The organism is Arthrobacter sp. 05T45, assembly GCF_056395875.1.
The window spans coordinates 1-26096 of record NZ_JBFTKI010000012.1; the positions used below are offsets into that span (position 1 = coordinate 1).

At 66.0% G+C, this 26096-nt stretch carries 28 protein-coding genes; 14 read left to right on the forward strand and 14 right to left on the reverse strand.

Annotated elements, in window-relative coordinates; genetic code table 11:
• The 4 genes from AC1DGD_RS12790 to AC1DGD_RS12805 form a co-directional block, all read left to right on the forward strand.
• A partial coding sequence (locus tag AC1DGD_RS12790; RefSeq protein ID WP_476857091.1) for an integrase core domain-containing protein occupies positions 1-149 on the forward strand: 149 nt, incomplete at its 5' end.
• Positions 150-267: 118 nt separating this feature from the next.
• A complete protein-coding gene (locus AC1DGD_RS12795) occupies positions 268-654 on the forward strand; it encodes a hypothetical protein (RefSeq protein ID WP_476857036.1) in 387 nt (128 codons plus the stop codon).
• 230 nt (positions 655-884) lie between these two features.
• Positions 885-2021 (forward strand): sensor histidine kinase, encoded by a 1137-nt coding sequence (locus AC1DGD_RS12800; RefSeq protein WP_476857037.1) that lies wholly within the window; start codon positions 885-887, stop codon positions 2019-2021.
• Positions 2022-2092: 71 nt separating this feature from the next.
• Positions 2093-2707: a response regulator gene (locus AC1DGD_RS12805; RefSeq protein ID WP_476857092.1), complete on the forward strand. Its 615-nt coding sequence runs from the start codon at positions 2093-2095 to the stop codon at positions 2705-2707.
• A 48-nt stretch (positions 2708-2755) separates the two neighbouring features.
• Here AC1DGD_RS12805 and AC1DGD_RS12810 read toward each other — a convergent pair whose 3' ends face one another.
• The 3 genes from AC1DGD_RS12810 to AC1DGD_RS12820 form a co-directional block, all read right to left on the reverse strand.
• The gene (locus AC1DGD_RS12810; RefSeq protein WP_476849251.1) at positions 2756-3148 is read right to left on the reverse strand and encodes an SHOCT domain-containing protein; all 393 of its coding nucleotides are present in this window, start codon (positions 3146-3148) and stop codon (positions 2756-2758) included.
• A gap of 171 nt (positions 3149-3319) precedes the next feature.
• Positions 3320-3475, reverse strand: coding sequence for a hypothetical protein (locus AC1DGD_RS12815; protein WP_156945122.1), 156 nt, complete (start codon positions 3473-3475; stop codon positions 3320-3322).
• Positions 3476-3569: 94 nt separating this feature from the next.
• Positions 3570-4046 (reverse strand): VOC family protein, encoded by a 477-nt coding sequence (locus AC1DGD_RS12820; RefSeq protein WP_476857038.1) that lies wholly within the window; start codon positions 4044-4046, stop codon positions 3570-3572.
• A gap of 138 nt (positions 4047-4184) precedes the next feature.
• Here AC1DGD_RS12820 and AC1DGD_RS12825 point away from each other — a divergent pair, with 138 nt between their 5' ends.
• Both AC1DGD_RS12825 and AC1DGD_RS12830 read left to right on the forward strand, forming a co-directional pair.
• On the forward strand, positions 4185-4628 hold the full coding sequence (locus AC1DGD_RS12825; protein WP_476857039.1) for a DUF3054 domain-containing protein: 444 nt from the start codon (positions 4185-4187) through the stop codon (positions 4626-4628).
• Between the two features lie 88 nt (positions 4629-4716).
• Positions 4717-4998, forward strand: a complete 282-nt coding sequence (locus tag AC1DGD_RS12830) for an Lrp/AsnC family transcriptional regulator (protein WP_028276733.1) — start codon at positions 4717-4719, stop codon at positions 4996-4998.
• A gap of 73 nt (positions 4999-5071) precedes the next feature.
• Here AC1DGD_RS12830 and trpD read toward each other — a convergent pair whose 3' ends face one another.
• The gene (gene trpD / locus AC1DGD_RS12835; protein ID WP_223917343.1) at positions 5072-6133 is read right to left on the reverse strand and encodes an anthranilate phosphoribosyltransferase; all 1062 of its coding nucleotides are present in this window, start codon (positions 6131-6133) and stop codon (positions 5072-5074) included.
• Between the two features lie 148 nt (positions 6134-6281).
• On the opposite strand from trpD, the gene ctaE reads away from it, so the two are divergent.
• The 4 genes from ctaE (at position 6282) to qcrB (ending at position 10622) form a co-directional block, all read left to right on the forward strand.
• A complete protein-coding gene (gene ctaE, locus AC1DGD_RS12840; RefSeq protein WP_230009034.1) occupies positions 6282-6920 on the forward strand; it encodes an aa3-type cytochrome oxidase subunit III in 639 nt (212 codons plus the stop codon).
• Positions 6921-7005: 85 nt separating this feature from the next.
• Positions 7006-7794 carry a cytochrome bc1 complex diheme cytochrome c subunit gene (gene qcrC / locus AC1DGD_RS12845; protein ID WP_476849256.1) on the forward strand — a complete coding sequence of 263 codons (789 nt, stop codon included), beginning with the start codon at positions 7006-7008 and terminating at the stop codon, positions 7792-7794.
• A gap of 100 nt (positions 7795-7894) precedes the next feature.
• Positions 7895-8968 (forward strand): cytochrome bc1 complex Rieske iron-sulfur subunit, encoded by a 1074-nt coding sequence (qcrA, locus tag AC1DGD_RS12850; RefSeq protein ID WP_028276730.1) that lies wholly within the window; start codon positions 7895-7897, stop codon positions 8966-8968.
• Complete coding sequence (gene qcrB, locus AC1DGD_RS12855) at positions 8946-10622, forward strand: cytochrome bc1 complex cytochrome b subunit (protein ID WP_476857040.1); 1677 nt, start codon at positions 8946-8948, stop codon at positions 10620-10622. Before qcrA ends, qcrB begins: the two co-directional genes overlap by 23 nt.
• A 152-nt stretch (positions 10623-10774) precedes the next feature.
• On the opposite strand, the gene AC1DGD_RS12860 is transcribed toward qcrB, so the two are convergent.
• A complete protein-coding gene (locus tag AC1DGD_RS12860) occupies positions 10775-11566 on the reverse strand; it encodes a GntR family transcriptional regulator (RefSeq protein WP_028276728.1) in 792 nt (263 codons plus the stop codon).
• A 273-nt stretch (positions 11567-11839) separates the two neighbouring features.
• On the opposite strand from AC1DGD_RS12860, the gene AC1DGD_RS12865 reads away from it, so the two are divergent.
• Entirely contained in the window at positions 11840-12133 is a 294-nt protein-coding gene (locus AC1DGD_RS12865; RefSeq protein WP_476857041.1) for an HPr family phosphocarrier protein, read from the forward strand.
• Positions 12134-12329: 196 nt separating this feature from the next.
• Here the strand turns inward: AC1DGD_RS12865 and AC1DGD_RS12870 are convergent, their stop codons facing one another.
• The 5 genes from AC1DGD_RS12870 to AC1DGD_RS12890 form a co-directional block, all read right to left on the reverse strand.
• The gene (locus AC1DGD_RS12870; RefSeq protein WP_018773077.1) at positions 12330-12731 is read right to left on the reverse strand and encodes a cytochrome c oxidase subunit 4; all 402 of its coding nucleotides are present in this window, start codon (positions 12729-12731) and stop codon (positions 12330-12332) included.
• The gene (ctaD, locus tag AC1DGD_RS12875; RefSeq protein ID WP_223917347.1) at positions 12728-14449 is read right to left on the reverse strand and encodes an aa3-type cytochrome oxidase subunit I; all 1722 of its coding nucleotides are present in this window, start codon (positions 14447-14449) and stop codon (positions 12728-12730) included. Before ctaD ends, AC1DGD_RS12870 begins: the two co-directional genes overlap by 4 nt.
• A 10-nt stretch (positions 14450-14459) precedes the next feature.
• Positions 14460-15332, reverse strand: a complete 873-nt coding sequence (gene ctaC / locus AC1DGD_RS12880; protein WP_028276725.1) for an aa3-type cytochrome oxidase subunit II — start codon at positions 15330-15332, stop codon at positions 14460-14462.
• A gap of 207 nt (positions 15333-15539) precedes the next feature.
• On the reverse strand, positions 15540-15929 hold the full coding sequence (locus AC1DGD_RS12885; protein WP_028276724.1) for a HesB/IscA family protein: 390 nt from the start codon (positions 15927-15929) through the stop codon (positions 15540-15542).
• A 169-nt stretch (positions 15930-16098) separates the two neighbouring features.
• On the reverse strand, positions 16099-17529 hold the full coding sequence (locus tag AC1DGD_RS12890; protein ID WP_476857042.1) for a M20/M25/M40 family metallo-hydrolase: 1431 nt from the start codon (positions 17527-17529) through the stop codon (positions 16099-16101).
• Positions 17530-17635: 106 nt separating this feature from the next.
• On the opposite strand from AC1DGD_RS12890, the gene AC1DGD_RS12895 reads away from it, so the two are divergent.
• Complete coding sequence (locus tag AC1DGD_RS12895) at positions 17636-18235, forward strand: DUF3043 domain-containing protein (protein ID WP_223917351.1); 600 nt, start codon at positions 17636-17638, stop codon at positions 18233-18235.
• 101 nt (positions 18236-18336) lie between these two features.
• Here the strand turns inward: AC1DGD_RS12895 and AC1DGD_RS12900 are convergent, their stop codons facing one another.
• Positions 18337-19410 (reverse strand): quinone-dependent dihydroorotate dehydrogenase, encoded by a 1074-nt coding sequence (locus tag AC1DGD_RS12900; protein WP_476857043.1) that lies wholly within the window; start codon positions 19408-19410, stop codon positions 18337-18339.
• Positions 19411-19585: 175 nt separating this feature from the next.
• Between AC1DGD_RS12900 and AC1DGD_RS12905 the strand changes: the two genes are divergently transcribed.
• Together AC1DGD_RS12905 and AC1DGD_RS12910 are read left to right on the forward strand one after the other, a co-directional pair.
• Positions 19586-21280, forward strand: coding sequence for an FAD-binding dehydrogenase (locus tag AC1DGD_RS12905; RefSeq protein WP_223917355.1), 1695 nt, complete (start codon positions 19586-19588; stop codon positions 21278-21280).
• A 36-nt stretch (positions 21281-21316) separates the two neighbouring features.
• The gene (locus tag AC1DGD_RS12910) at positions 21317-22288 is read left to right on the forward strand and encodes an alpha/beta hydrolase (RefSeq protein WP_476857044.1); all 972 of its coding nucleotides are present in this window, start codon (positions 21317-21319) and stop codon (positions 22286-22288) included.
• A 6-nt stretch (positions 22289-22294) separates the two neighbouring features.
• Here the strand turns inward: AC1DGD_RS12910 and AC1DGD_RS12915 are convergent, their stop codons facing one another.
• The 3 genes from AC1DGD_RS12915 to leuA all read right to left on the reverse strand — a co-directional run bounded on the left by AC1DGD_RS12915 (position 22295) and on the right by leuA (position 25870).
• Positions 22295-23146 (reverse strand): isoprenyl transferase, encoded by an 852-nt coding sequence (locus AC1DGD_RS12915; RefSeq protein WP_476857093.1) that lies wholly within the window; start codon positions 23144-23146, stop codon positions 22295-22297.
• Between the two features lie 20 nt (positions 23147-23166).
• Positions 23167-23919 carry a DNA repair protein RecO gene (gene recO / locus AC1DGD_RS12920; RefSeq protein WP_476857045.1) on the reverse strand — a complete coding sequence of 251 codons (753 nt, stop codon included), beginning with the start codon at positions 23917-23919 and terminating at the stop codon, positions 23167-23169.
• Positions 23920-24130: 211 nt separating this feature from the next.
• A complete protein-coding gene (gene leuA / locus AC1DGD_RS12925; RefSeq protein ID WP_028276716.1) occupies positions 24131-25870 on the reverse strand; it encodes a 2-isopropylmalate synthase in 1740 nt (579 codons plus the stop codon).
• Positions 25871-26096: the final 226 nt, after the last annotated feature.

The window sequence follows — 26096 nt, forward strand, 5'->3', positions numbered from 1 at the left end:
CCTTCCAACGCTTCTACGCCACGGAATCAGCCCGCAGAAACGCCCTCCCGGCATGGCTGCACCACTACAATCACCATAGGCCCCACACCGCAATCGGAGGCCAGCCGCCCATCAGCCGCTTAACCAACCTCCCTGGGCAGTACAGCTAGCGGGTCCCGTAATTGCCTCGGATTCACGAATATGCTCTCCACAGCCACCACAAGACGGCGTGCATCGCACGGCGCAACACGCGTTGCTGCCCAGGACTCGACAAGGGGATGGATCCAGATGCTGTTGGACCAGCTTTCCGCAATACTCGCCTGCGCACTCTTGGCCGGCCTGGCTGTTTTCCAGGTGGCGCTGATCGCGGGAGCACCGCTGGGGAGAATGGCATGGGGCGGACAACACCGCGTCCTCCCGGCCAAACTCAGAATCGGGAGCGCAGCATCCATACCCCTGTACGCCCTCTTCGCTTATGCGGCGCTGGCCAAGTCCGGCTTTGTCCCGCTGTTGGTCAGCGAATCATTTACTGCGATCACCGTGTGGGTGCTGACGGCATACTTCGTGCTCGGAGTCCTCATGAACGCAATCTCCCGGAGCAAACCCGAACGCTTCGTCATGACCCCCACCACGATGGCCCTGGCAGCCCTCTACCTGGTCCTCGCACTCCACTGATCTCGTGCCAGCAGCTCCAGGAGCGGCAACCTGGCAGTACTGGCCGCACGCCAACAACGCCACCATCGCCATGACCCAAGGACCCTCATGCATTCCACGACCGGTACAGTCCGGAGCATGACCGACGCAGGAACACTGCACACCCCGCAACACTGCCGGGTGTGGCCTTGACGTCGCCGGTTTCGTCGGACGAAGCGCTTCGGCTGGGCGGATGGCGCCCTGGTCCGCGTATGACAGACGTCCTGGCCGCCGTCGCATACACAGGGCCGGCCCTGGCAGCAGCCGTTGCCGTTCCCACTGCCGACGGCCCAGCGTTGGTTCTGCCATTGATGGCGGCGGTGGTTTCCGGCACCGCACTGCTGTTCCGCCGGCAGGCTCCGATGTCTTCTTTGGCCGCCACAGCCGGCATCATGCTCATTACGTTCTCGGTTCCGGCCAGCTTCGCAGCGGTGGCGACAGCCATGGCGCTCTACGCCGTCGGCGTTTACCGGTCCGCACGGCACGCCGTCCTTGCCCTCCTGGCCATCAGCGCAATTCTCCTTGCCGCAGCGGCCCAGCAACCCCGGTCGATGGTGGACCTTGGCCAAGCCGTCCAGGCGATTGCCGTACTAGTGATCGCGACCCTGCTCGGGCTGAACGTACGCATGCGCCGCAACTACGTGTCCGCCCTGGTGGACCGTGCCGACCGGCTGATGCATGAACGCAAGTATCTGGCCAGCATTGCGGCCGCCGCCGAGCGCAACGCGATCGCCCGGGAGATGCACGACATCGTCGCTCATGGATTGGCGGTGATGATTTCCTTGGCCCATGGTTCGGCGGAAATCGCCCCGACCGACCCTGCCCGCGCCGTCCAAGCCATGCGCCAGGTCGCCGAGACAGGCCGCGTTGCGGTGACGGACATGCGCCGGATGCTCGGAGTCTTGAACGAGGACAACACCGGCGAATTGGCCGGCGCGGCAGCACCATCGCCGGGGGTGGGCGATGTTCCCGCACTGGTAGAGCTTTTCCGCTCTGCGGGGCTTCCCGTGGTTCTGCAGTCAGCCGGAGTCGCTCCCGCTGACCCCGGGATCCAGCTGGCTGTATATCGGGTCATCCAGGAAGGGCTCACCAACGCGCTCAAATACGCGCGCGCCGCAACAGCTGTCACGGTTCGCTCGCAGTTCACCGGCCAGGAGATCATGGTCTCGGTGACCGACGACGGCCAGCCCGTGGACGCCCCTGCCGACCGTGCTGGGCACGGCGTGGCGGGAATGCGCCAGCGCGTCGCACTCTACGGCGGTACATTGCGCGCGGGACCCCTGACCAACGGTGGATGGTCCGTGACCGCACGGTTCCCGCTGCCGGAAGGAGCCATTTGGAAGCCGTAGCTGCCCCGTCCACGCGCCCGATCCGGGTGCTGCTTGTCGATGACCAAACACTCGTCCGGGCGGGCTTCCGCATGGTCCTGGAAGCCCAGGACGGCGTGGAAGTCGCCGGTGAAGCCGCTGACGGCAGCAGTGGCGTCGACATGTGTCGAACTCTGGCACCGGACGTCGTGCTGATGGATGTGCGAATGCCCGGCACCGACGGGATTGCCGCGACCCGGCGCATTGTCGAGGAGTGCCCGCACTCACGGGTCATTGTCCTCACGACGTTCGATCTCGACGAGTATGCCTTCGCGGCCCTCCGGGCCGGTGCCAGTGGTTTTCTGCTCAAGGATGTGGGGCCAGCTGAGTTGCTCGCTTCCCTTCGGGCCGTCGCCGGAGGAGACGCCGCCATTTCCTCCCGGGTCAGCCGCCGGATGCTGGACCTCTTCAGCCAAAGGCTTCCCTCCGGTCCCCCGGCCGCGGGCGATGAAGCGGTGGCATCACTGACACAGAGGGAACGGGAAATACTCTCGGCCATTGCGCTGGGACTCACAAACACCGAGATCGGGGAACGCCTGACCGTGGCGGAATCAACAGTCAAAACCCATGTGGGCCGCATCCTCATGAAACTCGGGCTGCGCGACCGTGTGCACGCCGTCATCTTCGCCTACGAACATGGCCTGGCCAGCTACCGGCGGCCGAACTGACCGGTGGTCCGAGGGCGGGAAATGCACCTATAGGACGCAGCGGGACGGTCAGGCCTGGCTCAGCGCCTTGGCCTTGACGGCGTCGAATTCGGCCTGGGTCAGGGTGCCGGCGTCGAGGAGTTCCTTGGCCTTTGCGATTTCCTGGGAGGGGGACGCCTTGGCCACGGAGCGGATGTATTCCGTTGTTGCGGCTTCGGACTGCTGGGCACTGCGGGCCTGGCGCTCGGCCATGCTGCGGCCCCGCGCGATCAGGTACACGAGAACCGTGAGGAACGGCACAAAGACCAGGAAGATGATCCACACAGCCTTGAGCCAACCGCTGAGTTCGTGGTCCCGGAAAATATCCGAGATAACTGCAAACAGCGCGAAAAGATACGCGATGAACGCGAATGACCAAAAGAACAGCCAAATGAAGTTCCAGAATTGCTCCACGGGAGCCATCCTTCCGTTCTGAGGAGGCCCTGCTGGCATCCTTAAGCGCCAAACTAGCCCCCCCGGGCCGTGCCCCGTTAGGACCAAAGGGCCCGAATTCGGCGCGGGAGCGCCTCTCTGCGGGGTCACCAGAAGGAACTGTGGAGCAGGCGCGGGATGGCGGAACCGGAAGCGGCGGGCCTAGAAGAAGTGCAGCTCACTGGCCGCGTCCGGCGAGGGGTGCACCACGGGAGCCTGGCCAAGTTCGAGCAGGATGTCGTTAATGCTCAGCTGGCCGTCCAGCTGAGGATCCAGCTGCACCGGAACACCAGCCTCCGGAACGGCGTCGCTACTCATGCCACGATCATATGTGCGGACAGTCCCTGGGCCGGGGGGCCACGCCGACCGGGGTCACGGACAGGGGCACCCGACGCCACGCGGACCAGGGGCGTCATGCGCCGTCGTAGGCCTCCTGCAAGGCGGCGATGTCCAGCTTGCGCATGGCGAGCATTGCCTGCATGGCACGCCGGGCGCCGTCGGGGTCGGGGCCGGCGATCAGTTGTCCCAGCACGGCCGGCACAACCTGCCACGAGACCCCGTACCGGTCCTTGAGCCAGCCGCACTGGCTTTCCTGGCCGCCGTCGGTCAGGGCCGACCAGTACCGGTCCACTTCTTCCTGCGACGCGCAGTCGATCACAAAGGACACCGCCTCATTGAAAGTGAAGGCCGGACCCCCGTTCAATGCCGTGAAGGTCCGCCCGTCAAGCAGGAACTGAACGGTGATGGCCTGGCCGGCAGGCCCGGGACCGCCGTCGCCATACCGCGAGACATCGAGGATTTTGCCGCCGTCGAAGATGGAGACGTAGTACTCGGCGGCTTCCTCGGCCTGGCTGTCGAACCACAGGCAGGTGGTGATCTTTTCGCTCACAGCGCTCCCTTGCGTTTGCCGCGCCGCCGGCAGACTCCGGCGGCGATCAGCGGCATGGGGCCGAGCCTAGCCCGGAGGTGACTTCACACACAACGGTCCCCGCCCGGAGCCCATCCTGACGGGACTAGGCTTGGATGTATGCCTTCTCCAACCCCCAAACTCCCCCGCCCGTCCGCCCAGGACGCTCCCCATTCCGGCCTCCGGCCCGCGCAGACAGCAGCCCTGGCAGCATGCGCGGATGCACTCCTGATTCTGCTGTTCGCGGCGATCGGGCGCGACGCGCACCAGCGCGGGGAAATTATCACCGGCGTCTTTGCGACGGCGTGGCCGTTCCTGGCAGGCGCGGCACTCGCATGGCTGGCCCTGCGGCTGTGGCATGACCCCCTGCGGGTGTGGCCCGCCGGCGTCGCTGTCTGGCTCGGAACCGTCGGCGTGGGGATGATCCTGCGGGCCCTCACCGGGCAGACGGTGGTGCTGCCCTTCATCATCGTGGCCCTGCTGAGCCTGGCCGTTTTCCTCCTGGGCTACCGCCTTGTGGCCGCGGGCGTTCGGCGGCTGCGTTCACGCCGCCACCAGGCCTAATGCACTAGGCTTGCAGGAGATGGCAGCGCCCGTGCAAGGGCCGCCGACAGGCCCGCAAACGGCGCAACCGATCCGGAAAGGTTCACACGTGGTCACCGCATTCGTCCTGATCAAGACAAACGCTTCACGCATCCCGGAGACCGCCGAGGAAATCTCCGCCATCGCCGGCATCAGCGAGGTCTATTCCGTAACGGGCGAATGGGACCTGATCGCCATCGCCCGGGTCGCCAAGCACGAGGACCTGGCGGACGTCATCGCGGACAAGCTCTCGAAGGTTCCCGGCGTCGCGCACACCACAACGCAGATCGCATTCCGCGCTTACTCCCAGCACGACCTCGATGCGGCCTTTGCCCTCGGATTCGAGCAGTAGCGAACAACCGAATTACGAACAGCTCACATGAGACGGGCCCGGCAGAATCTGCCGGGCCCGTCCTTTGTGATCTTTAGGCGGTCTGCGACAGGGCGACCCACCTGTCCAGCACCGCGGCCGCGGCTCCGGATTCAATGGACTGCTCGGCGCGGTTGAACGCGGCGGCCATGCGCTCCGCCAGCGGACCCACGGCGTCGAGGTCGAACGCCACCAGCCCGGCCGCGGCGTTGAGCAGCGCCGCATCGCGGGCCGGCCCCGGCGCACCGCCGAGGACAGCCCGGACGACGGCGGCATTGGCCACCGCGTCCCCGCCGCGCAGCTCCTCCAGCGTGGCTGTCCGAATGCCCAGATCGCGCGGATCAAACATCGCTTCAGTTACCTCACCGTTGCGGATCTCCCACACCCGCGAGGGGCCGGTGGTGGTTAGCTCATCCAGGCCGTCATTGCCGCGGAAAACCAGGCCGCGGCTGCCTCGCTTGGCCAGCACTCCGGCCACCAGCGGGGCCATTTGCTCATTGGCGACGCCCACCGCCGACGCCTGGACATGTGCCGGGTTGATCATGGGGCCCAGGAAGTTGAACGCCGTCGGAACGCCGAGTTCGCGGCGGGCGACGGCGGCATGCCGCATGGAGGGGTGGAAAACCTGGGCGAAGCAAAACGTGATTCCCGCCTCTTCGGCGTTGAGTGCCACGCGGGGAATGGGGAGATCAAGCCGGACGCCGAGGGCCTCCAGGACATCGGCGGATCCCGACGAGGACGACGACGCCCGGTTGCCGTGCTTGACCACCCGGGCGCCCGCTCCCGCGGCGATAAGGGCGGCCATCGTGGAGATGTTGACAGTGTTCTGCTGGTCGCCGCCCGTGCCCACGATGTCCAGCTTCTCACCGGCAATGTCGATGGGGTTGGCGTTGGCGATCATCGCCTCCACCAGGCCGGCCAGCTCATCCACGGTCTCGCCCTTGGCACGCAGCGCCACCAGGAAACCCGCCACCTGGGCCGGCGTCGCCTCACCGGACATGATGGAATTCATGGCCCACTCAGTGCTCCCGGCTGTGAGGTCGGCGCCGCTGATGAGTGCGTTGATGAGCCGCGGCCAGGTGTTGCCTGCCGCCTGTGCAGATGCCTGTGAAGTCACCTCCCGATGCTATCGAGGTCGGCCCCGCAAAGACCAATGTGAACCCCGCCGGGAACTTTTCCGCGCGAATTCGCGTCTTTGTAGAAAAAGTCCTCCGAAAACGCGGTTTGCGTTGGGCAGGACGGACTTTTATAGACATAATGTCTATGTGACATCTGCGACCCATGCCCCCAGTACCCCGGCGCACCCGACGCTGAACCGCCCGAACATGGTTTCTGTTGGAACCGTTGTGTGGCTGTCCAGTGAGTTGATGTTCTTCGCCGGTCTCTTCGCCATGTACTTCACACTCCGTTCGACTTCCGGACTGATGTGGGCCGAAGAGACAGCCAAGCTCAACTTCCCGTTTGCGCTCGTTAACACGATCGTCCTCGTGGCAAGTTCCTTTACTTGCCAGATGGGCGTCTTCGCTGCCGAGCGGCTCCAGCCGCGCCGGACCGGCGGACGCTTCAGCTTCACCCAGTGGGGGATGAACGGATGGTTCATCCTGACGTTCCTCATGGGTGCCTTCTTCGTCGCCGGCCAGGCGACCGAGTACGCCATGCTCGTTTCCGAGCATGTCTCGCTGTCCTCCAACGCCTACGGTTCGGCCTTCTACATAACGACGGGCTTCCACGGCCTGCACGTCATCGGCGGTCTGATTGCCTTCCTGCTCATCATGGGCCGCTCCTTCGCCGCGAAGAAGTTCGGACACTTTGAGGCAACTTCAGCGATCGTCACCTCGTACTACTGGCACTTCGTGGACGTCGTCTGGATTGGCCTCTTCCTGGTCATCTACGTCCTCAAGTAGTCAGCTTGACTCTTTTTCTACAAGAGGCAGAATTTCAAGAAGCGGCTCCCGGAGCCACCGCAGCATCGAATAAAGGAACCACCACGTGAAGGCACTCTCGCAGAAGCGACGTCACCCACTGGCAGCAATTGCACTGCTGCTGATGGGCCTCTTGGTCACGGGTGGGCTGTACGCCGTTGCCACCACCGTCAACCAGGCCAAGGCCGACACCACCACCTATAGCGCAAGCGACGTAAAGGAGGGCGGCAAGCTCTTTGCCGCCAACTGCGCCACCTGCCACGGCATGGGTGCCAGCGGTTCGCAGGCCGGACCGTCCCTTGTGGGCGTCGGCGCCGCCGCTGTTGACTTCCAGGTCGGCACCGGCCGCATGCCCATGCAGATGAATGGCCCGCAGGCCTACAAGAAGCCCGCCCAGTTCAACGAGGAACAGACCAAGCAGCTGGCTGCTTATGTTGCCTCCCTCGGCCCCGGCCCGGCCATCCCCGAGGCAGGCGTGCTCGATGAGAAGGGCGACGCCGCCAACGGTGGAGAGCTGTTCCGCACCAACTGCGCCATGTGCCACAACGCCGCCGCTGCAGGCGGCGCACTGACCCGGGGCAAGTTTGCCCCTGCCCTCGCGGGTGTCTCCGGGCAGCACATCTACGAAGCAATGGTCACCGGCCCCCAGAACATGCCGGTTTTCAGTGACGCGAACATCTCCCCCGAGGGGAAGCGCGACATCATCACCTACCTGAAGCAGATTGAGGCCAACGGTTCACCCGGCGGCGCCGATCTTGGTGCTTTGGGACCGGTCTCCGAAGGTCTCTTTGTCTGGATCGCCGGGCTGGGCGTCATCATCGCGTTCACCATTTGGCTGACTTCCCGCACTTCATAAGCGGACCTTGCACCTGTAAGAATTTTCTGCTGACCCGTCAGCAGTTTGAATTGAAACCTAACTCGGCACTCGCCGAGACGAGAGAAGGATGAGGCGAATTATGGGCAACCATAGTGACGGCGGTCCGAACGACTCGGGCACCGTAGCTACGGCTGGTCAGAATGAGGTGGAGAAGTTCCAGGATCCTGGAATTCCCCCGCACCGTTTGCGCCTGGCTGACACGGACCCGAAGGCCGCAAAAAAGGCAGAACGGCAGGTAGCCCTTCTGTTCGGCATCTCGGTCGTTGGCACCTTGATATTCCTGGTGGCGTATTTCGCGATCGATCTGGGGCAAGACTCCGCGATCGCCACGATCCGCCTCCAGAATGCCCTGCTGGGCATCGGCACCGCTTTCGCGATGCTGGGCATCGGCACCGGTATCGTCCACTGGGCCAAGGCCCTTATGCCGGACCACGAGGTCTCGGAAGAGCGCCACGCGATCCGCACTGAGGAAGACCGCCAGGCTGCCGTGCGCATCGTCGATGACATCGTCGAGGAAACCGGCATTAAGCGCCGGCCGCTGATCCGCAACACCCTGCTCGGCGCCGTCGCCCTCGCCCCCCTGCCGGCCCTGGCCATCTTCGGTGACCTCGGTCCCCGTCCGGACGACAAGCTGGCCCACACTCTGTGGGCCCCGGCCCCGGACGGCAGGCTCAAGCGGCTGGCCCGCGACCCGGATGGCACCCCCATCAAGGCCGCGGACGTCACCATGGGCTCCGCGTTCCACGTCATCCCCGAAGGGCTGAACGAACTGAGCGAAGGAAAGCTGAACGAGAAGGCCAAATCGGTCGTTCTGCTCATGCGCCTGGACCCGGCACTGCTCAACCCCTCCCCCGAGCGCGCAGATTGGGCCTACAACGGAATCGTTGCATACTCCAAGATCTGCACCCACGTTGGCTGCCCTGTTGCCCTGTACGAACAGCAGACCCACCACCTTCTGTGCCCGTGCCACCAGTCAACCTTCGACCTGACCCAGCAGTGCAAGGTTATCTTCGGCCCGGCCAGCCGCCCCCTCCCCCAGCTGCCTATCGCAGTCGACGCTGAGGGCTACCTCGTCGCCACGAGCGACTTCCATGAACCCGTTGGACCGACCTACTGGGAGCGTGAGCAGCATGTCCTCAACAACAACGCCTGATGCCCCTGTTTTCGTCGCCAAAACCACAGGCGGCCGCATCACCGACTTCGTCGACCAGCGTGTTGGCGGCTCCGGAATCCTCCGTGAATTCGGCCGGAAGGTCTTCCCGGACCACTGGTCGTTCATGTTCGGCGAAGTGGCGCTGTACTCCTTCGTCATCCTGCTGCTCTCGGGCACGTTCCTGACGTTCTTCTTCGATCCGTCCATGGCGGAGACGCATTATGCGGGCTCGTACACGCCGCTGAAGAACGTTGAAATGTCGGTGGCCTACAGCTCCTCCCTGAACATCTCCTTCGATGTCCGCGGCGGCTTGTTCATGCGCCAGGTACACCACTGGGCTGCCCTGCTGTTCGTCGCATCTGTCTCCGTGCACATGCTCCGCGTGTTCTTCACCGGCGCATTCCGCAAGCCCCGCGAACTGAACTGGGTGGTGGGCAGCGTTCTGCTCATCCTGTCCATGGCCGCAGGCTTCACCGGCTACTCGCTCCCCGATGACCTGCTCTCCGGCAACGGCCTGCGCATCATCGACGGCGTCATCAAGTCCATCCCGGTCATCGGCACCTACACCTCGTTCTTCCTCTTCGGCGGCGAGTTCCCGGGCACGATGATCATCAGCCGCCTGTACATGCTCCACATCCTCCTGGTTCCCGCGCTCATCCTGCTGATGATCGTGATGCACCTCTTCATGGTGGTTGTGCACAAGCACACGCAGTACCCCGGCCCGGGCCGCAACGACGGCAACGTCGTCGGCTACCCCCTGGGACCGGTTTACGCGGCAAAGGCCGGCGGCTTCTTCTTCATCGTGTTCGGTGTCGTTGCCATCATGGCGGCGTTCTTCACCATCAACCCGATCTGGAACTACGGCCCGTACGACCCCTCCCCGGTTTCTGCGGGCACCCAGCCTGACTGGTACATCGGCTTCGTTGACGGCGCCCTCCGCCTGATGCCGGGCACGGTCGGCGACTGGAAGGTCGAGCAGATCTGGTTCGGCCACATGTTCACGTTCAACGTGCTGCTGCCGGCACTCGTCCCGGCGGGCATCCTCTTCACGGTCATGTTCGCCTACCCGTGGATTGAACGCTGGATCACCAAGGACAACCGCGAGCACCACGTCCTGGACCGCCCCCGCAACGCTCCTACCCGTACGGCAATCGGCATGGCCGGTTTCGTCTGGTACTGCGTGATGTGGGCAGCGGCCGGCTCGGACCTCATCGCCACCCACTTCCACGTGGCCCTGAACGATGTCACCTACTGGCTGCGCGCACTGTTCTTCATCGGCCCGGTCATCGCGTTCATCGTCACCAAGCGCGTCGCCCTGGCGCTCCAGCGCAAGGACCGCGAGATCGCCCTGCACGGCCGTGAAACCGGCCGCATCGTGCGCCTGCCGCACGGCGAGTTCATCGAGGTCCACGCCCCGCTGGATGAATACAAGCGCTACAAGCTGGTCGGCTTCGAGTCACCGGCCCCGCTGCCAGCGGTGCCGAACGAGCACGGCGTCGTTGACCGCAAGGAAAAGCGCCGCGCGAAGCTGTCCCGCTGGTTCTTCGAGGACCGGGTTGCCCCGGCCACCCCGGCAGAGCTGGAGGCCGCTCACGGCCACCACGGCGCCCACGAAGCGATCGAAACCGCTGAGTCGAAGTCGCTGAGCCACTAGGCGGCACCAAGCAATACAAAGGAAGGCCCGGTCCCTTGGGACCGGGCCTTCCTGCGTCCCCCCGAAGCTGCAGAAACAACAGGCAACGCGGGGTCACCTCGCGCCCATCAACCCCTTCGGGATGGACGCGACGTGACCCCGCGTTGCTGTGTTTAGGGGCGGTACCCCGAGGCGTAGTTCCGGGTGGGCCGGACGCCAGGCCGCTGCAGGGGCACCCAGAGCTTGTAGCGGTCAGCCCGGTAGTAGGACACGGAGTAGTCCACCATGGCGCGGGCCACGAACGCGTGGCGCTGGATCTTGAGCAGCGGGGTTCCGACCTCGACGTTCAGGAGACGGGCCGTGGACGGCGACGCAGCCGTCGCCTCGATCATGTCCTCGCCCCATTCCATCACCAGCCCGTAGCGTTCGCTCAGCACGTTGTAGAGCGATGTGGGCGGTTCGCCGTCCAGCAGGCCGGGAACCCGGTGGGCCGGGATGAAGTTTTCGTCCACGCTCATCGGTTCGTTGTCGGCCAGCAGGAGGCGCCGGAACCTGACAAGGGGTGTCCCCTCCTCCAACTGCAGCTCACGGGCCAGGAACGCGCTGGCGCCAATTTGTTCGAAGCTCAGGACCTTGGCGGCCGGGACCATGCCGCGGCGCTGCATCTCTTCGCTGTAGGAAGTCAGCTTTACCTGGAGATCCAGTTTGGGTTTGCGTACAAACGTGCCCAGGCCCACGACGCGTTCAATTACTTCCTCACCCACGAGGGCATCGATGGCTTGGCGCACGGTCATCCGGGCGAGGCCGAAGCGCTGGGCGAGGTCCCGTTCGGAGGGCAGCGCGGATCCAGGCGGGCACGCGGCGGCGATGTGGGCGCGGAGGATCTCGCGCAACTGCACGTAGATTGGCACCCCGCTCTGACGGTCGATCTCGCCAATCATCTTGGACGCGTTAGTGGACGCCATGGTTCAGCCTCCGGTTGCGGCCCGGCGCGGGAAATACACTCATATCTCAAGGGTAAGCCCGTGACCCGGCAGGTCTAGACCACGCCGCCGACTCAAGTCGTGCCGGGTACTCCCCCGCCGCTACCCTTGTAGGTACAGGCCGGAGCCGGGGCAATGCCGCCCGCCCGGCCTGACGGACTGCCTGCCGGACGCCCTCCACCTGGGTCACCGCTCGCGTGGCCAGCCCGTGCAGCAGCAACACGTACAGCACAACACCAGCATGAGGGAGTCCCGTTGCCAGTTCGCAAGGCAATCGTCACGGCCGCCATCGGCCTCCACGCCCGGCCCGCGGCAGTATTTGTCCGGGCTGTCACGGCGACCGGCCTCCCGGTGACCATCAGCAAGGACGGCAGGCCAGGCGTCGACGCCCGCTCGCTGCTGGAGGTCATGACCGAGGACTTCGAGTGCGGCTGTGAGGTGGAGCTGGCCGTCGCTGCGGACGCCCTCCCGGCCTCCTGCAGCCCCGCAGAGGCAGAGGGTGCGCTGGAGCAACTCCGGATCCTCTTGGAATCGGCAGCCGCCGCCTGAGGGCCTCCCCGCGCCCATTCGGCGGCCCGCAGTGCGGTGCCGCCCTCCAGGAGGGACGCTGCGCAGGCGGGCTGGGCGTGCAGGGACGCGCCGCACGCGGCCGGCAGGAACTCAAGAACCGAGACACAACGACGGCGGGCCCCACCAATGGTGGGGCCCGCCGTCGTGCGTTCTGAACTTTTAGTCCGGGTGGGCGCTAGTGCGCGTGGTCACCGCGGCTGTACTCGTAAACCCAGCCGACCAGTGCGACCACTGCCATCCCGCCGGCGATGAAGACGATCCACCAGCCCACGGCCAGGCCGAGGAACCCTGCGGCGCAGGACAGGCCCAGCATCAGCGGCCACCAGCTCCAGGGGCTGAAGTGTCCCTGCTCGCCGGCGCCTTCGTGGATCTCGGCGTCGTTGCGGTCCTCGGGGCGCATGCCCACGCGGCGGCCGGTGAAGCCGAGGTAAGCGCCGATCATGCCGGCGAGTCCGCCAACCAGCAGGATGGCCAGTGCGCCCACCCATTCAGTCCAGTTGGTCAGGTATCCGTAGATGAATGCAACGGGCACGAAGAAGAAGACGCCGAAGCCAAAGATCCTTGATTCGATTTTCACTTGGCGGTGTCCTTCTGGTCGGCGTTACCGAGAGCCGCTGCTGCCGGAGCAGGCGAATCCGCGGTGTAGGACTGGGAGAGCTCCGGGTGGTGCAGGTCCAGGGCAGGACGCTCGGAGCGGATGCGGGGCAGGGAGGTGAAGTTGTGGCGCGGCGGCGGGCAGGACGTGGCCCATTCCAGCGAGGCACCGAAGCCCCACGGGTCGTCAACTTCCACACGCTCGTTGCTGCGCCAGGTGATGTAGACGTTCCAGAAGAACGGAATCAGCGAGGCGCCGAGGACGAACGAGGCGATGGTGGAGAACTGGTTCATCCACGTGAAGTTGTCCTGCGGCATGTAGTCGGCGTAACGGCGGGGCATGCCCTCGACGCCGAGCCAGTGCTGGATCAGGAAGGTGCCGTGGAAGCCCAGGAACAGCATCCAGAAGTGGATCTTGCCGAGGCGCTCGTTGAGCATCTTGCCGGTCCACTTAGGCCACCAGAAGTAGAACCCGGCGAACATGGCGAACACGACGGTGCCGAAGACCACGTAGTGGAAGTGCGCCACAACGAAGTAGGAGTCCGAGACGTGGAAGTCCAGCGGCGGCGAGGCCAGGATGATGCCGGTGAGGCCGCCGAAGAGGAACGTCGCCAGGAAGCCGATGCTCCACAGCATGGGGGTCTCGAACGTGATGGAACCGCGCCACATGGTGCCGATCCAGTTGAAGAACTTCACACCGGTCGGAACGGCGATGAGCATCGTCATGAAGGAGAAGAACGGCAGCAGGACCGAGCCGGTGACGTACATGTGGTGGGCCCACACAGTCACGGACAGGGCGGCGATGGAGATGGTCGCGTAGACCAGGCCCTTGTAGCCGAAGATCGGCTTGCGGCTGAAGACCGGGAAGATCTCCGAGACGATGCCGAAGAACGGCAGCGCGATGATGTACACCTCAGGGTGGCCGAAGAACCAGAACAGGTGCTGCCAGAGGACGGCGCCGCCGTTCTCGGGATCGAAGATGTGCGCACCGAACCGGCGGTCGGCGCCGAGGGCAAACAGCGCGGCGGCCAGCGGCGGGAAGGCCATCAGGACCAGGATGGAGGTCACGAGGGCGTTCCAGGTGAAGATCGGCATCCGCCACATGGTCATGCCCGGGGCGCGCATGCAGATGATGGTGGTGATGAAGTTGACGGCGCCGAGGATGGTGCCGAAGCCGGAGAGCGCCAGGCCGAAGACCCAGAGGTCACCGCCCACGCCGGGGCTGAACGTCGTGTTGGACAGCGGCGCGTACGCGAACCAGCCGAACGACGCGGCACCCTGCGGGGTGATGAACCCGGAGACGGCGATCGTGGAGCCGAAGAGGAAGAACCAGAAGGCCAGCGCGTTCAGTCGCGGGAAGGCGACGTCGGGGGCACCGATCTGCAGCGGCATGATGACGTTGGTGAAGCCGGCGAACAGCGGCGTCGCGAACATCAGGAGCATAACGGTGCCGTGCATGGTGAAGAGCTGGTTGTACTGCTCTTTGGTCTGCAGGATCTGCATGCCGGGCTCGAAGAGCTCGGCACGGATCAGCAGCGCCATGATGCCGCCGAAGCAGAAGAAGATGAACGACGCGATCAGGTACATGTACCCGATCGTTTTGTGGTCGGTCGAGGTGATCCAGTTGACGACGATGCGTCCCTTGGACTTCGGTACTACGGGAGCCTCGAGGATCCCGGCGGATTGAGTGTAAGTTGCCACGTCGCTCCCCTTACTTGGTTTCGGCCGGGGCCGGGTTGCGGTCGTACTCTTCACCGAGCAGGCCGGTGTTCCCGTCCTGGCGCAGCTGGTTCATGTGCGCCTGGAACTCCGACTCGGAGACAACCTTCACGCGGAACAGCATTTCGGAGTGGTACTCGCCACAGAGTTCGGCGCACTTACCGTCGTAGGTGCCTTCCCTGGTGGGCGTCAACCGGATGTAGTTGGTCTTGCCGGGAATCATGTCGCGCTTCTGCAGGAAGGCAGGAACCCAGAAGGAGTGGATGACGTCGCGCGCGTTGAGCTCGAGGTCAACCGACTTGTTGACCGGCAGGTACAGGGTGGGCAGCTTGTTCTTGTCCACGTCGTTACCGGTCAGGTGCGCCTGGACGCCCGCTTCGTGAACGTCCTCGGTGACGACGTTGCCCTTCAAGTAGTTGAAGTCCCACGCCCACTGCTTGCCGCGGACGTCGACGACGACGTCGGCCGGCGTTGAGCGGTCATCGATCGACTGCTGGTCGCGGTCGGTGAAGTAGAAGAACACCAGGACCATGAACAGCGGGATCGTCAGGTAGAACACTTCAAGCGGAAGGTTGAAGCTGTTCTGGCGCGGGAAGCCCACGGTGCCCTTGCGGCGCCGGTAAGCGACGATGCACCAGATCATAAGGCCCCAGGTGATGATGCCGACGACCAGCGCGGCAATCCATGAGTTGACCCAGAGGTCCATGATGAGGTCAGTGTGATTGGTGGTGCCACGCTCGGTGGGCAACCAGCCCTTCTGTACCTCTGGTGAACATCCAGTCAAAGCCAACGCGCCGGCTAGTGCCAAGCCAGTGATCGTAGTGATCTGTTTGCGTCGGCTGCCGGTTCGGTTCTGCGAACTCACAGACGGCCCTTCCTACTTGTTGCTGTTGCCCCGCAAATTACGGGCAGGGCAAACGAAAAGTTTTACTACTCGGTGTAGAGCTTACCGCTCCCCGGGAGTTTTCGCCCACATGTCCACACCGTGCGTCGGGAGCTTTTTGTAGGCGCCGCTCGTTGAGGATCCTGCGGCACTAAGGCCGGGCAAAATGCCCGGCCTTAGTGGAAGGAATTAGTGGAAAGAATCTCCGCAGGCGCAGGACCCGCCGGCATTCGGGTTATCGATCGTGAAGCCCTGCTTGGCGATTGTGTCCTCGAAATCGATGCTGGCACCGCTGAGGTAAGGAACGCTCATCTTGTCGACGACGACTTCGACCCCGTCGTAGTCTCGCACTGCATCCCCGTCGAGCAGCCGCTCGTCGAAGTAGAGCTGGTAAATCAGGCCGGAGCAACCGCCGGGCTGCACGGCAACGCGGAGGCGCAGATCGGTGCGGCCTTCCTGCTCCAGCAGGCTGCGGACCTTTCCAGCCGCGACGTCGGTCAGCATGACCTCGTGCGTGGCCAGCTCGCCGGCCTCGGCGGCAGAGTTGCCGGCGCTGTTTTCATTGGTTGTAGTGCTCATGGCCTACCTTCTTGCAACGGTGGTGGCGGCCCCGCTCGCACGGTGCCCGCCCCTACTTAAACGGTATGGGCTATAGCTACATGCTACTTCGCGCAGCCCTGTAGCTCTAACTTCTGACGTAACCGTGGGAGACGGCTGGATGTTCCCCGGGACCCGCCGGGCGGGGGGGCTAGAGCGCGCCTTCGTTGTTCAGGCGCGCGAGCAGCAGGGCCTCGGCGACAATTGCGTTCCGGAAGTCGCCCAGGTGCAGCGATTCGTTGGCGCTGTGGGCTCGGGAATCGGGATCCTCGACGCCGGTGACCAGGATCTGCACGTCCGGGTAGAGCTCGGTGAGGTCCGCGATGAAGGGGATCGATCCGCCGATTCCCATTTCGACGGCGGGCACGCCCCAGGCCTCGCCCAGGGCCCACATGGCCACGGACGCGGCCTTCGAGCTCGTGTCCGTCAGGAATGAGTTGCCGCTCTCCCCCGGGGTGAACACCACGTCAGCGCCGAACGGGGCGTGGGTTTCGACGTGCTGGCGGACAGCCTCCATGGCGGCTGCCGGGTCCTGCCCCGGGGCCAGGCGCAGGCTGAACTTGGCCCGGGCCCGCGGCAGCAGAGTGTTGGAAGCTACGTCCACGGCCGGGGCGTCAAAGCCGATGATGGACAGGGCGGGCTTGGTCCACATGCGTGAGGCAATGCTGCCGGTCCCGGCGAGCTTCACGCCGTCGAGCACGGAGGCGTCGGCGCGGTACTCCTCCTCGGTGAGGTCGACAACCACGTCATCGCGGCTCACCAGGCCCTTGATCGCAACGCTGCCCTCGTCGTCGTGGAGGGTCGCGATCAGGCGGGACAGCAGGGTCGGGGCGTCGAGCACGGGGCCGCCGAACATGCCCGAATGCACGGCGTGGTCCAGGACCTTGACCTCGATGGTGCCGTCCACCAGGCCGCGCAGGCTGGTGGTGAGGGCCGGAATGCCGACCTTCCAGTTGCTGGAGTCCGCCACGACGATCACGTCGGCGCGGAGCAGTTCGCGGTGGGTTTCCAGGAACTGCCGGAACGTTGGCGAGCCGGCTTCCTCTTCGCCCTCGAAGAAGAACGTCACGCCCAGGCCCAGTTCGTCACCGAGCACCCGCGTGACCGCAGAGTAGGCGGCGATGTGCGCCAGGATGCCGGCCTTGTCATCGGCGGCACCGCGGCCGAAGAGCCTGCCGTCGCGCTCGACGGCGGTAAAGGGGTCGGTTTCCCACAGTGCCAGGTCGCCAGTGGGCTGGACGTCGTGGTGGGCGTACAGCAGGACTGTCGGCTTGCCCTCCGCGGCCGGGCGGCGGGCGACGACGGCGGGCCCGCCGGGCGTCCCGTCTTCCTTGTCGCAGCGGAGGATCCGGACGTCGTCGAAGCCGCTGGCCCGCACGAGGCTGGCGACGGCGTCGGCGCTGCGGTTCAACGGGGCAGGATCAAAGCTGGGCCAGGCGATGCCCGGAATGGCGACAAGGTCCGTCAGGTGGCCGATCGTCTCGTCGAACGATTCGGCAACGGCCTGGCGGAGGGCCTCGGCATCGATGGTGCCCTCGTGGTCCATGGTGGTCTGCGGGTTCCCCGCGGTAGATGAAGTCATGGCCAAAACACTACCCGTGCTCTGAATCACTACAAACAGCGTCACGCCCGGGCCTGCGCCGTGTGGGCTGGGTCTCGGGCCTGTGTCTGCGGGGTATTCTTTAGGGGTGTTTGGACGTAAAAAGGAAGCGCCATCGGCGCAGGACGTAGTTGACCAGCAGGCATCCGAGGCAGCAGCCCGTAGCGCCGTGACCGGCAAGGGCGCACCCACGCCCAAGCGCAGCGCCCAGGAGGCGGCCCGCAAGCGGCCCCTCGTGCCGGAGGACCGCAAGGCTTCCAAGGCGGCCGAGCGCGCCGCCGTCACGGAGCAGCGGCTCAAGATGCGGCAGGCCATGGACACCGGTGACGAGAAGTTCCTGCCGCTGCGGGACAAGGGTCCGCAGAAGCGGTTCGCCCGCGATTTCGTCGATGCCCGCTTCAGCCTTGGCGAGTTCCTCATGTTCGGCGCCCTGCTGTTTGTCATCATCTCCTTGCTCGTGCCGGCCTCCAGCGCACAGATGGTCTACGTCCTGGGCGCCTTCTGGGTCATGTTCCTCGCGGTCTTCGTGGACGTCTTCATCCTCTCCCGCAAGCTCAAGAAACGGCTCGGCGAAAAGTTCGGCGACGTCGAGCGCGGCACGGTCTGGTACGGCTCCATGCGCTCCCTGCAGTTCCGCCGCCTGCGCCTGCCCAAGCCCCAGGTCCGGCGCGGCGAGTTCCCCGCCTGACCTTCCCTTCCACGATTCTTCAACCAAGAAGCCCCCGGCAGTCACCTGCCGGGGGCTTCTTGGTTGCGGCGACCGGTCCGGGCCCGATCGCAGCGTAAGGTCTAGCGCCGGCTCGGGTGGGTGGCCAGCAGCCGGTTGATGCGGGCGGCCCAGAAAGGCCCCTCGTAAAGGAACGCCGTGTAGCCCTGGACGAGGGTGGCGCCGGCGTCCAGCCGTTCCTGCACATCCTGTGCCGTTTCGACGCCGCCCACCGAGACCAGGGTCAGCGCCCCGCCGGTGACGGACTTGAGCCGGGCCAGGACCTCCAGGGACCGTTTCTTCAGGGGCGCCCCGGAAAGACCTCCTGCTCCGCACGCCTCGACGTTGTCGGGGCTGGAGGCGAGCCCGGTGCGGGCGATCGTGGTGTTGGTGGCGATGATGCCGTCCAGCTTCAGGTCAAGCGCCAGGCGCGCGACGTCGTCGATGTCCTCATCACTGAGGTCGGGCGCGATCTTGACCAGGAGCGGAATGTGGCGGCCGGCGGCCTTGTCCGCCTCCTCCCCCACTGCGGCCAGCAGCGGACGCAGGGTCTCCACGTCCTGCAGCAGCCGAAGCCCGGGGGTGTTGGGCGAGCTGACGTTCACCACGAGATAATCCGCTGCGGGGGCCAGGCTGCGCGCGCTGATCAGGTAATCGGACACCGCATCCTCGAGCCCGACCACCTTGCTCTTGCCGATGTTCACCCCGATCACCGGCCGGACGCCGGGGTGCTGGCGCTGCAGGGCGGCGCGGGCGGACTTCAGGCGCGGGGCCACCGCCGCGGCGCCGTCGTTGTTGAATCCCATGCGGTTGATGACGGCCCTGTCCTCCACGAGGCGGAACAGCCGCGGCGCCGGGTTCCCGGGCTGGGCCTGGCCGGTGATGGTGCCGACCTCCACATGGCCGAAGCCGAGTTCCGCCAGCGCCTCGATGCCGTGGCCTTCCTTGTCGAAGCCGGCCGCAAGGCCGAACGGGGACGGGAAGGTCAGGCCAAACGCCTGGATCTGCAGCGACGCCGCGGGGGCGGTGAACTTCTGCAGCAACCGCCCGGCACCGCAGCTGTGGGCGAGACGAATGGCCTTGAACCCGATCTTATGGGCGCGTTCGGCGTCCATCCATGAGAAGGCCAGCCGGAAAAATGTGGGATATACGCGCATGCCTCTAGTTTTGCGGTTCGGGCCGCGCAGACCAAACCAGCGCACGCGCCGGCACGGTTGTGACTGCCGATGTGACTGCCGTTGTGACTGCCCGTTGTGACTGCGGTTGTGACTGCGGCGCCCCGCGCCCCGGGCCCGGCGGCGGAAGTGCTCCGACGCGAGTTAGCATGAAGCCATGACCAGCAATGAGGGTGTCGGAACGGGCGGCCGTGGGGCTTCGGGTCGCGGGATCGAGGCCGACGTTGTGGTGGTCGGCGCCGGCCTGGCAGGGCTCGTGGCCGCGGCCCAGGCCTATGCGGCCGGCCGCCGGGTGGCGGTGCTCGATCAGGAACCCGAGGCCTCCGTCGGCGGCCAGGCGCACTGGTCCTTCGGCGGCCTCTTCATGGTCAACACTCCGGAACAGCGGCGGCTCGGGGTGCGGGACAGCGAAGAGCTGGCCCTCGCCGACTGGCATGCGTCCGCGGGATTCGACCGGCCGCAGGACGCCCTGGCGAAGGAGTGGGCGGCGGCGTACGTGAACTTCGCCGCCGGTGAGAAGCGAGCCTGGCTCGCCTCGCTGGGCGTCGGGCTGTTTCCCCTGGTGCAGTGGGCCGAACGCGGCGGCTACGGCCCGGACGGCCACGGCAACACTGTCCCGCGCTTCCATGTCGCGTGGGGCACGGGACCTGCGCTGGTGGCCCCCTTCCTTGCCAAACTGCGCGAAGGCGAAGCCGCCGGCCGCGTGTCCTTCCATTTCCGCCACCGCGCCACCGGGCTCGTGAAAACCGCGGGCCGGGTGAGCGGCGTGCGCGGCGAACTGCTCGAAGCCAGTGGCGCAGGCCGGGGCGAAAGCTCTTCCCGACGCCCGGACGGTACTTTCGAGGCTGCGGCCGCGGCCGTGGTGGTGACAAGCGGCGGCATCGGCGGCAACCACGATGTGGTCCGCAAGCAATGGCCCGGCGGCGCGGCGCCGGAGCGGATGTTGAGTGGCGTTCCGGCATCCGTGGACGGGGACTTCCTCCCGGCCGTGGGCCGCGCCGGCGGACACCTCATCAACGGGGACCGGATGTGGCATTACCCGGAGGGTATCCACAACCATGCCCCGGTCTGGCCGCGGCACGGCATCCGGATCCTGCCCGGACCGTCGGCCCTGTGGCTGGACGCGACGGGGCGGATGCTCCCGCCTCCCCTGTTTCCGGGTTTCGATTCGCTCGGCGCCCTCCGCCACATCCTGGCCACGGGACATGCCCATTCATGGTTCGTCTTGAACCGCAGCATCGCGCTGAAGGAGTTCGCGCTGTCAGGATCCGAGCAGAACCCGGATCTCACGGGCAAGGACGTCCGTCGGCTGGTCTCACGGCTGAAGCCCGGCAGCGATACACCGCTGCAGCGGTTCCTGGACCGCGGGGTCGACTTCCTGCAGGCAGCGGACCCCGCCGGGCTCGCCGGGCAGATGAACGATCTGACGGGCGGGCAGCTCATCGACCCCGCTGCCCTGGAGCAGCTGATCCGCGACCGGGACCGGCAGTTTGCCAGCGGGATGGGCAAGGATCCGCAGCTGGCGGCGATCCGGGCAGCGCGGCGTTTCGCCACCGACAAGATCATGAGGGTCGCCCCGCCGCACCGGCTGCTGGATCCGCGGCACGGTCCCCTGCTCGCCGTCCGGCTCTCGGTCCTGACGCGCAAGAGCCTTGGCGGGGTGCAGACGGACCTGCAGTCGCGGGTCCTGGATGCCGCCGGGCAGCCCGTGCCCGGGCTGTTCGCGGCCGGTGAAGCCGCAGGGTTTGGCGGCGGCGGAATCCACGGCTACCGGGCCCTCGAGGGAACGTTCCTGGGCGGATGCCTCTTCTCCGGACGTTCCGCGGGCCGGGCCGCTGCGTCCGCGGCCTAGTCCGGGCAGGCTCTCAGCAACACAGGAGGAAAGTCGATGCAGTGGCGGACCGACATTCTCGGGGATGATTTCCAGGCGTGCACCTTTGAGGCCGTCAGCCCTGACGGTGTGCTGCGCACTGCCACCCTGGTCCGCCATACCCCGCTCCCGCCGGCACCATCGGCGCTGCCGGCCCGGGCGGTGCTGTTCCTGCACGGCTGGAGTGACTACTTCTTCAATGAGGAGCTCGCGGAATTCTGGGCGGGGCAGGGGTTTGAGTTTTTCGCCCTCGACATGCACAACCATGGCCGCAGCCTGCGTCCGGGCACCCACGGCGGCTACGTCGCGGACCTGGACAACTACGACGCCGAGATCACTGCAGCGCTCGGGATCATCGGTTCGCTCAGGCCGGACGGTGCGGCGCCGCCGGTGACGCTGATGGGACACTCCACCGGCGGCCTGATCGCGGCGCTGTGGGCCGACCGGCATCCGGGGATGGTGTCACAGCTGGTCCTGGACAGCCCATGGCTGGAAGTCCACGGCAGCCCCGCCCTGCGCCGGGCCGCGCGGACCATGGTGGAGCCGTTCGCCCGGTTCTGGCCGGAGTCGGTGATCCGGCTGCCTGAGCGGGCCTTCTACTGGCGCAGCATCAGCAGCGCCGCGGAAGGCGAATGGGCCCTGGACGATGCCTACCGTCCGCCGCACGCCTTTCCGGTCCGCGCCGGCTGGCTCAGCGCCGTGCTCGCCGGGCAGTCCAAGGTGGCGCGTGGGCTGAACATCGATGTGCCCATCCTGGTGCTCATCTCGGGCGCCAGCGCCAACGGGATGTTCTGGAAGGAGTCCATGCGCCGCACGGACGCGGTCCTGGACGTGAACACAATCGCCCTCCGCGCGCTCAGTCTGGGCCGCACCGTGACGCTGGAGCGGATTGACGGCGCCCTGCATGACGTCTTCCTCTCCGCCCCGCGGGTCCGCGCGGACGCCTATGCCCGGCTGTCCCGGTGGATCAGGGCGTACGTCTACGACTGACGCGGATCAGCTGACCTGGCCGCCCGCGGCGGGAGCGGCGTCGATGGCTCCACCGTAGCGGCGGTCCCGCTGTGCATAGATCTCGACGGCGTCCCAAAGTGTCCGCCGGTCCACGTCCGGCCACAGGGTGTCCATGAACACGAACTCGGCATAGGCCGACTGCCAGAGCATGAAGTTGGAGAGCCGCTGTTCCCCGGAACTGCGCAGGAACAGGTCCACGTCGGGCAGGTCGGGCTCGTCGAGGAACTTCTGGATGGTCCGCTCGGTGATGGCCCCCGGCTTCAGCCGGCCCTGGGCCACTTCCTCCGCGATCGCGGAGACGGCGTCGGCGATCTCGGCCCGTCCGCCGTAGTTGACGCACATGTTCAAGGTGCAGGTGCTGTTGCCCCGGGTGTAGTCCTCGGCCTCTTCGAGTTCGCGGATCACCGAGCCCCACAGCTTCGGGCGCCGCCCGGACCAGCGGATCCGGACACCCCATTCATCGAGCTGGTTCCGCTGCCGGCGCAGGACGTCCTTGTTGAAGCCCATCAGGAAGCGCACCTCCCCAGGGGACCGCCGCCAGTTCTCGGTGGAGAAGGCGTACACACTGACGTATTCGATCCCCAGCTCGATCGCGCCGGCCATGACGTCCAGCAGGGCAGGCTCCCCTGCTTTGTGGCCCTCGATCCGGGGCAGGCCGCGCTGGTTCGCCCAGCGCCCGTTGCCGTCCATGACGATCGCCACATGCCGCGGGATGAACTCCGCGGGAATCGCGGGCGGAACAGCGCCGGACGGGTGCGGGTAGGGAGCCACCACCGGGGTGGTCCGCCGCGGACCGTTGGACTGTTTCGTCTGGCTTTTCTCCAGGTTCTTTCCCAGGCTTCTTCCCAATGCCACTTTTACGTTCGCTCCACATGTTTGAGGGATTTCAGGACTCGTTCCAGGTGCCACTGGAGGTAGCTGGCTACCAGGCCGGCCGCTTCCCGGCGGTGGACGGACGCGGAGGCATCCGCCGTCATCCAGTTTCCGGTGAGCAGGGCACCCATGAGGAGCACCGTCTCCGGGGCCGGCGCGGGCGATCCCGGCGGCCGGCACCCGTGGCAGACCATGCCGCCGAGCGGCGCGGAAAAGGCGGTGTGGGGCCCGGGCGCACCGCACCGGGCGCAGTCGGTGAAGCTGGGCGCCCAGCCGCCGGTCGCGAGGGCGCGGAGCAGGTAGGAATCCAGGATGAGTTCGGGGGCGTGGTCGCCCCGGCTCAGGGAGGCGAGGGCCCCCACCAGCAGGTTGTACTGGGCGGTGCCGGCTTCGCCGTCGACGTCGGTGAGCTTCTCCGCCGTTTCGGTCATGGCGGCCGCTACCGTGTACCGGCCATAGTCCGCGGCGATGTTCCCGCCGTAGGCGCCCTTGGCCACGGCCTGCGTGACGACGTCCAGGGTGCGCCCGGAAATCAGCTGGAGATCGGCCACCATGAACGGTTCCAGCCTGGCGCCGAACCGGCTGCTGGTGCGCCGGACCCCCTTGGCCACCGCCCGCACCTGGCCGTGGTGCTTGGTCAACAGGGTGATGATCCGGTCGGCTTCGCCCAGCTTATGGGTGCGCAGCACGACGGCGTCATCACGGTAGGCACGCGCTGCAAAGGATTGTTGGACCACAGTTAATCTTCGCACTGTCTTTACGGAATCACGGCATGGGCAGCGCCGCCGAGGCAGAACGGTAAAAGACTGAGATAAAAGACTGAGGCAAAATACTGCGCCGCCGGAGTGTTCCGGCGGCGCAGTCATGCATTGGTTCGCCAGTGCCTGCCCGTCCGGGGACGGATCAGGCGCGGACGGATCAGGCGCGGACGAATCAAGCAGCGACGGATCAGGCGCGGGCGTCCCGGATGGCGCGGTTCACGGCCGAGATGACGGCCTTGAGGGCTGACGTGCTCGTGTTGGCATCGATCCCCACGCCCCAGAGCACGCGCTCCCCCACGGCGCATTCGACATACGCGGCGGCCAGGGCACTGCCACCCTCGGAGAGTGCGTGTTCGCTGTAGTCCAGGACCCGGACGTCCACGCCGTCCTCGCGCAGGATGCTCAGCAGGGCCGCGATGGGGCCGTTCCCGGTCCCGGTCCGGCGGACCTGGGTCCCGTCGATCTTCAGGGCGGCGGTCAGCGTCATGTCGCCGTCTTCGTCCGTCTCCGTGCTGATCGAACCGAGGGCGTAGCGGCCCCACTGCGTGTCGGCAGAGCCCGAGGGCAGGTATTCGTCCTGGAAGACCTGCCACAGCTGGGGTCCGCTGACTTCTCCGCCGACCGTGTCGGTCCGTTTCTGGATGACGCCGGAGAACTCGATCTGGGCGCGGCGCGGCAGGTCCAGGCTGTGCTCGTTCTTGAGCAGGTAGGCGACGCCGCCCTTGCCGGACTGCGAGTTGACGCGGATGACCGCCTCGTAGCTCCGGCCGAGGTCCTTCGGGTCCACCGGCAGGTACGGGACTTGCCACGTGTAGTCGGCCACGTCCTTGCCCGCCGCGGCCGCGTCCTTTTCGAGGGCCTCCAGGCCCTTCTTGATCGCGTCCTGGTGCGAACCGGAGAACGCCGTGAAGACGAGGTCTCCGCCGTACGGGGACCGCTCGGCCACCGGCAGCTGGTTGCAGTACTCCACCGTGCGGCGGATTTCGTCGATGTCGGAGAAGTCGATCATCGGGTCGATGCCCTGGACGAACATGTTCAGGCCCAGGGTCACCAGGTCCACGTTGCCGGTCCGCTCGCCGTTGCCGAAGAGACAGCCCTCGATCCGGTCTGCCCCGGCCAGGTAGCCCAGCTCGGCGGCGGCGACGCCGGTGCCGCGGTCGTTATGCGGGTGCAGGGACAGGATGATGCCTTCGCGCGGGTGCAGATTCCGGCTCATCCACTCGATGGAGTCGGCGTAGACATTGGGGGTGGCCATTTCCACGGTGGCAGGCAGGTTGATGATGACCTGACGGTCCGCCGAGGCCTCGAAGACGTCGGCGATCGCGTTGCAGACCCTGATGGCGTACTCCAGCTCGGTGCCGGTGAAGGACTCGGGCGAGTATTCGTAGGTGATGTGCGTATCGGCGAGGGTTTCCTCGTACTTCTTGCACAACCGCGCACCCTGCAGGGCGATGTCGAGGATGCCGTCCTCGTCCTGGTTGAAGACCACGCGGCGCTGCAGGACGGACGTGGAGTTGTAGAGGTGGACGATTGCCTGCTTCGCCCCGACCAGGGACTCATAGGTCCGCTCGATCAGGTGTTCGCGGGCCTGGGTCAGCACCTGGATCGTGACGTCGTCGGGGATGTGGTTGCCCTCGATCAGCTGCCGGACGAAGTCGAAGTCCGTCTGCGATGCCGAGGGGAACCCGACCTCGATCTCCTTGTAGCCCATCCGGACCAGCAGGTCGAACATCTTCAGCTTGCGGGCCGGGCTCATGGGATCGATGAGGGCCTGGTTGCCGTCGCGCAGGTCCACGGCGCACCAGCGCGGGGCCTTGGTGATGACTTTGTCCGGCCAGGTGCGGTCCGGCAGTTCAACGGTGATCTGGTCCTGGAACGGGATGTAACGGTGGACCGGCATTCCTGAGGGCTTCTGTGCGTTTCGCATTACAATCGGGGCCTTTTCTGTGATTCTTGGTGAAAGGGTGGCCGGGCAACACAAACTCCGCAGCGAGGGTGGGCCTTGCGCTAGATCGCGTCTGAGGCCTCGCCGCGGCAGCTAAGAAGGAGCAGTTCTGCGCGCACCTTTTCACAGTAACACGGGTGCGTAAGATGAAGGAGCCAGACCACCGTAACGTCCACCATGCAGACCGTGCGCCGGCAAACGCTCCGGG

Bases quoted from the DNA above. Each gene is read 5' to 3' on its own strand.
- AC1DGD_RS12815 (WP_156945122.1), bottom strand. From the start codon at position 3,475: ATGAGTAGCGACGCCGTTCCGGAGGCTGGTGTTCCGGTGCAGCTGGAT.
- AC1DGD_RS12825 (WP_476857039.1), top strand. From the start codon at position 4,185: ATGCCTTCTCCAACCCCCAAACTCCCCCGCCCGTCCGCCCAGGACGCT.
- AC1DGD_RS12905 (WP_223917355.1), top strand. From the start codon at position 19,586: ATGACCAGCAATGAGGGTGTCGGAACGGGCGGCCGTGGGGCTTCGGGT.
- AC1DGD_RS12795 (WP_476857036.1), top strand. From the start codon at position 268: ATGCTGTTGGACCAGCTTTCCGCAATACTCGCCTGCGCACTCTTGGCC.
- AC1DGD_RS12800 (WP_476857037.1), top strand. From the start codon at position 885: ATGACAGACGTCCTGGCCGCCGTCGCATACACAGGGCCGGCCCTGGCA.
- leuA (WP_028276716.1), bottom strand. From the start codon at position 25,870: ATGCGAAACGCACAGAAGCCCTCAGGAATGCCGGTCCACCGTTACATC.
- qcrB (WP_476857040.1), top strand. From the start codon at position 8,946: ATGTCCTCAACAACAACGCCTGATGCCCCTGTTTTCGTCGCCAAAACC.
- AC1DGD_RS12900 (WP_476857043.1), bottom strand. From the start codon at position 19,410: ATGCGCGTATATCCCACATTTTTCCGGCTGGCCTTCTCATGGATGGAC.
- AC1DGD_RS12910 (WP_476857044.1), top strand. From the start codon at position 21,317: ATGCAGTGGCGGACCGACATTCTCGGGGATGATTTCCAGGCGTGCACC.
- AC1DGD_RS12860 (WP_028276728.1), bottom strand. From the start codon at position 11,566: ATGGCGTCCACTAACGCGTCCAAGATGATTGGCGAGATCGACCGTCAG.
- AC1DGD_RS12890 (WP_476857042.1), bottom strand. From the start codon at position 17,529: ATGACTTCATCTACCGCGGGGAACCCGCAGACCACCATGGACCACGAG.
- AC1DGD_RS12810 (WP_476849251.1), bottom strand. From the start codon at position 3,148: ATGGCTCCCGTGGAGCAATTCTGGAACTTCATTTGGCTGTTCTTTTGG.
- AC1DGD_RS12885 (WP_028276724.1), bottom strand. From the start codon at position 15,929: ATGAGCACTACAACCAATGAAAACAGCGCCGGCAACTCTGCCGCCGAG.
- qcrA (WP_028276730.1), top strand. From the start codon at position 7,895: ATGGGCAACCATAGTGACGGCGGTCCGAACGACTCGGGCACCGTAGCT.
- AC1DGD_RS12805 (WP_476857092.1), top strand. From the start codon at position 2,093: ATGGTCCTGGAAGCCCAGGACGGCGTGGAAGTCGCCGGTGAAGCCGCT.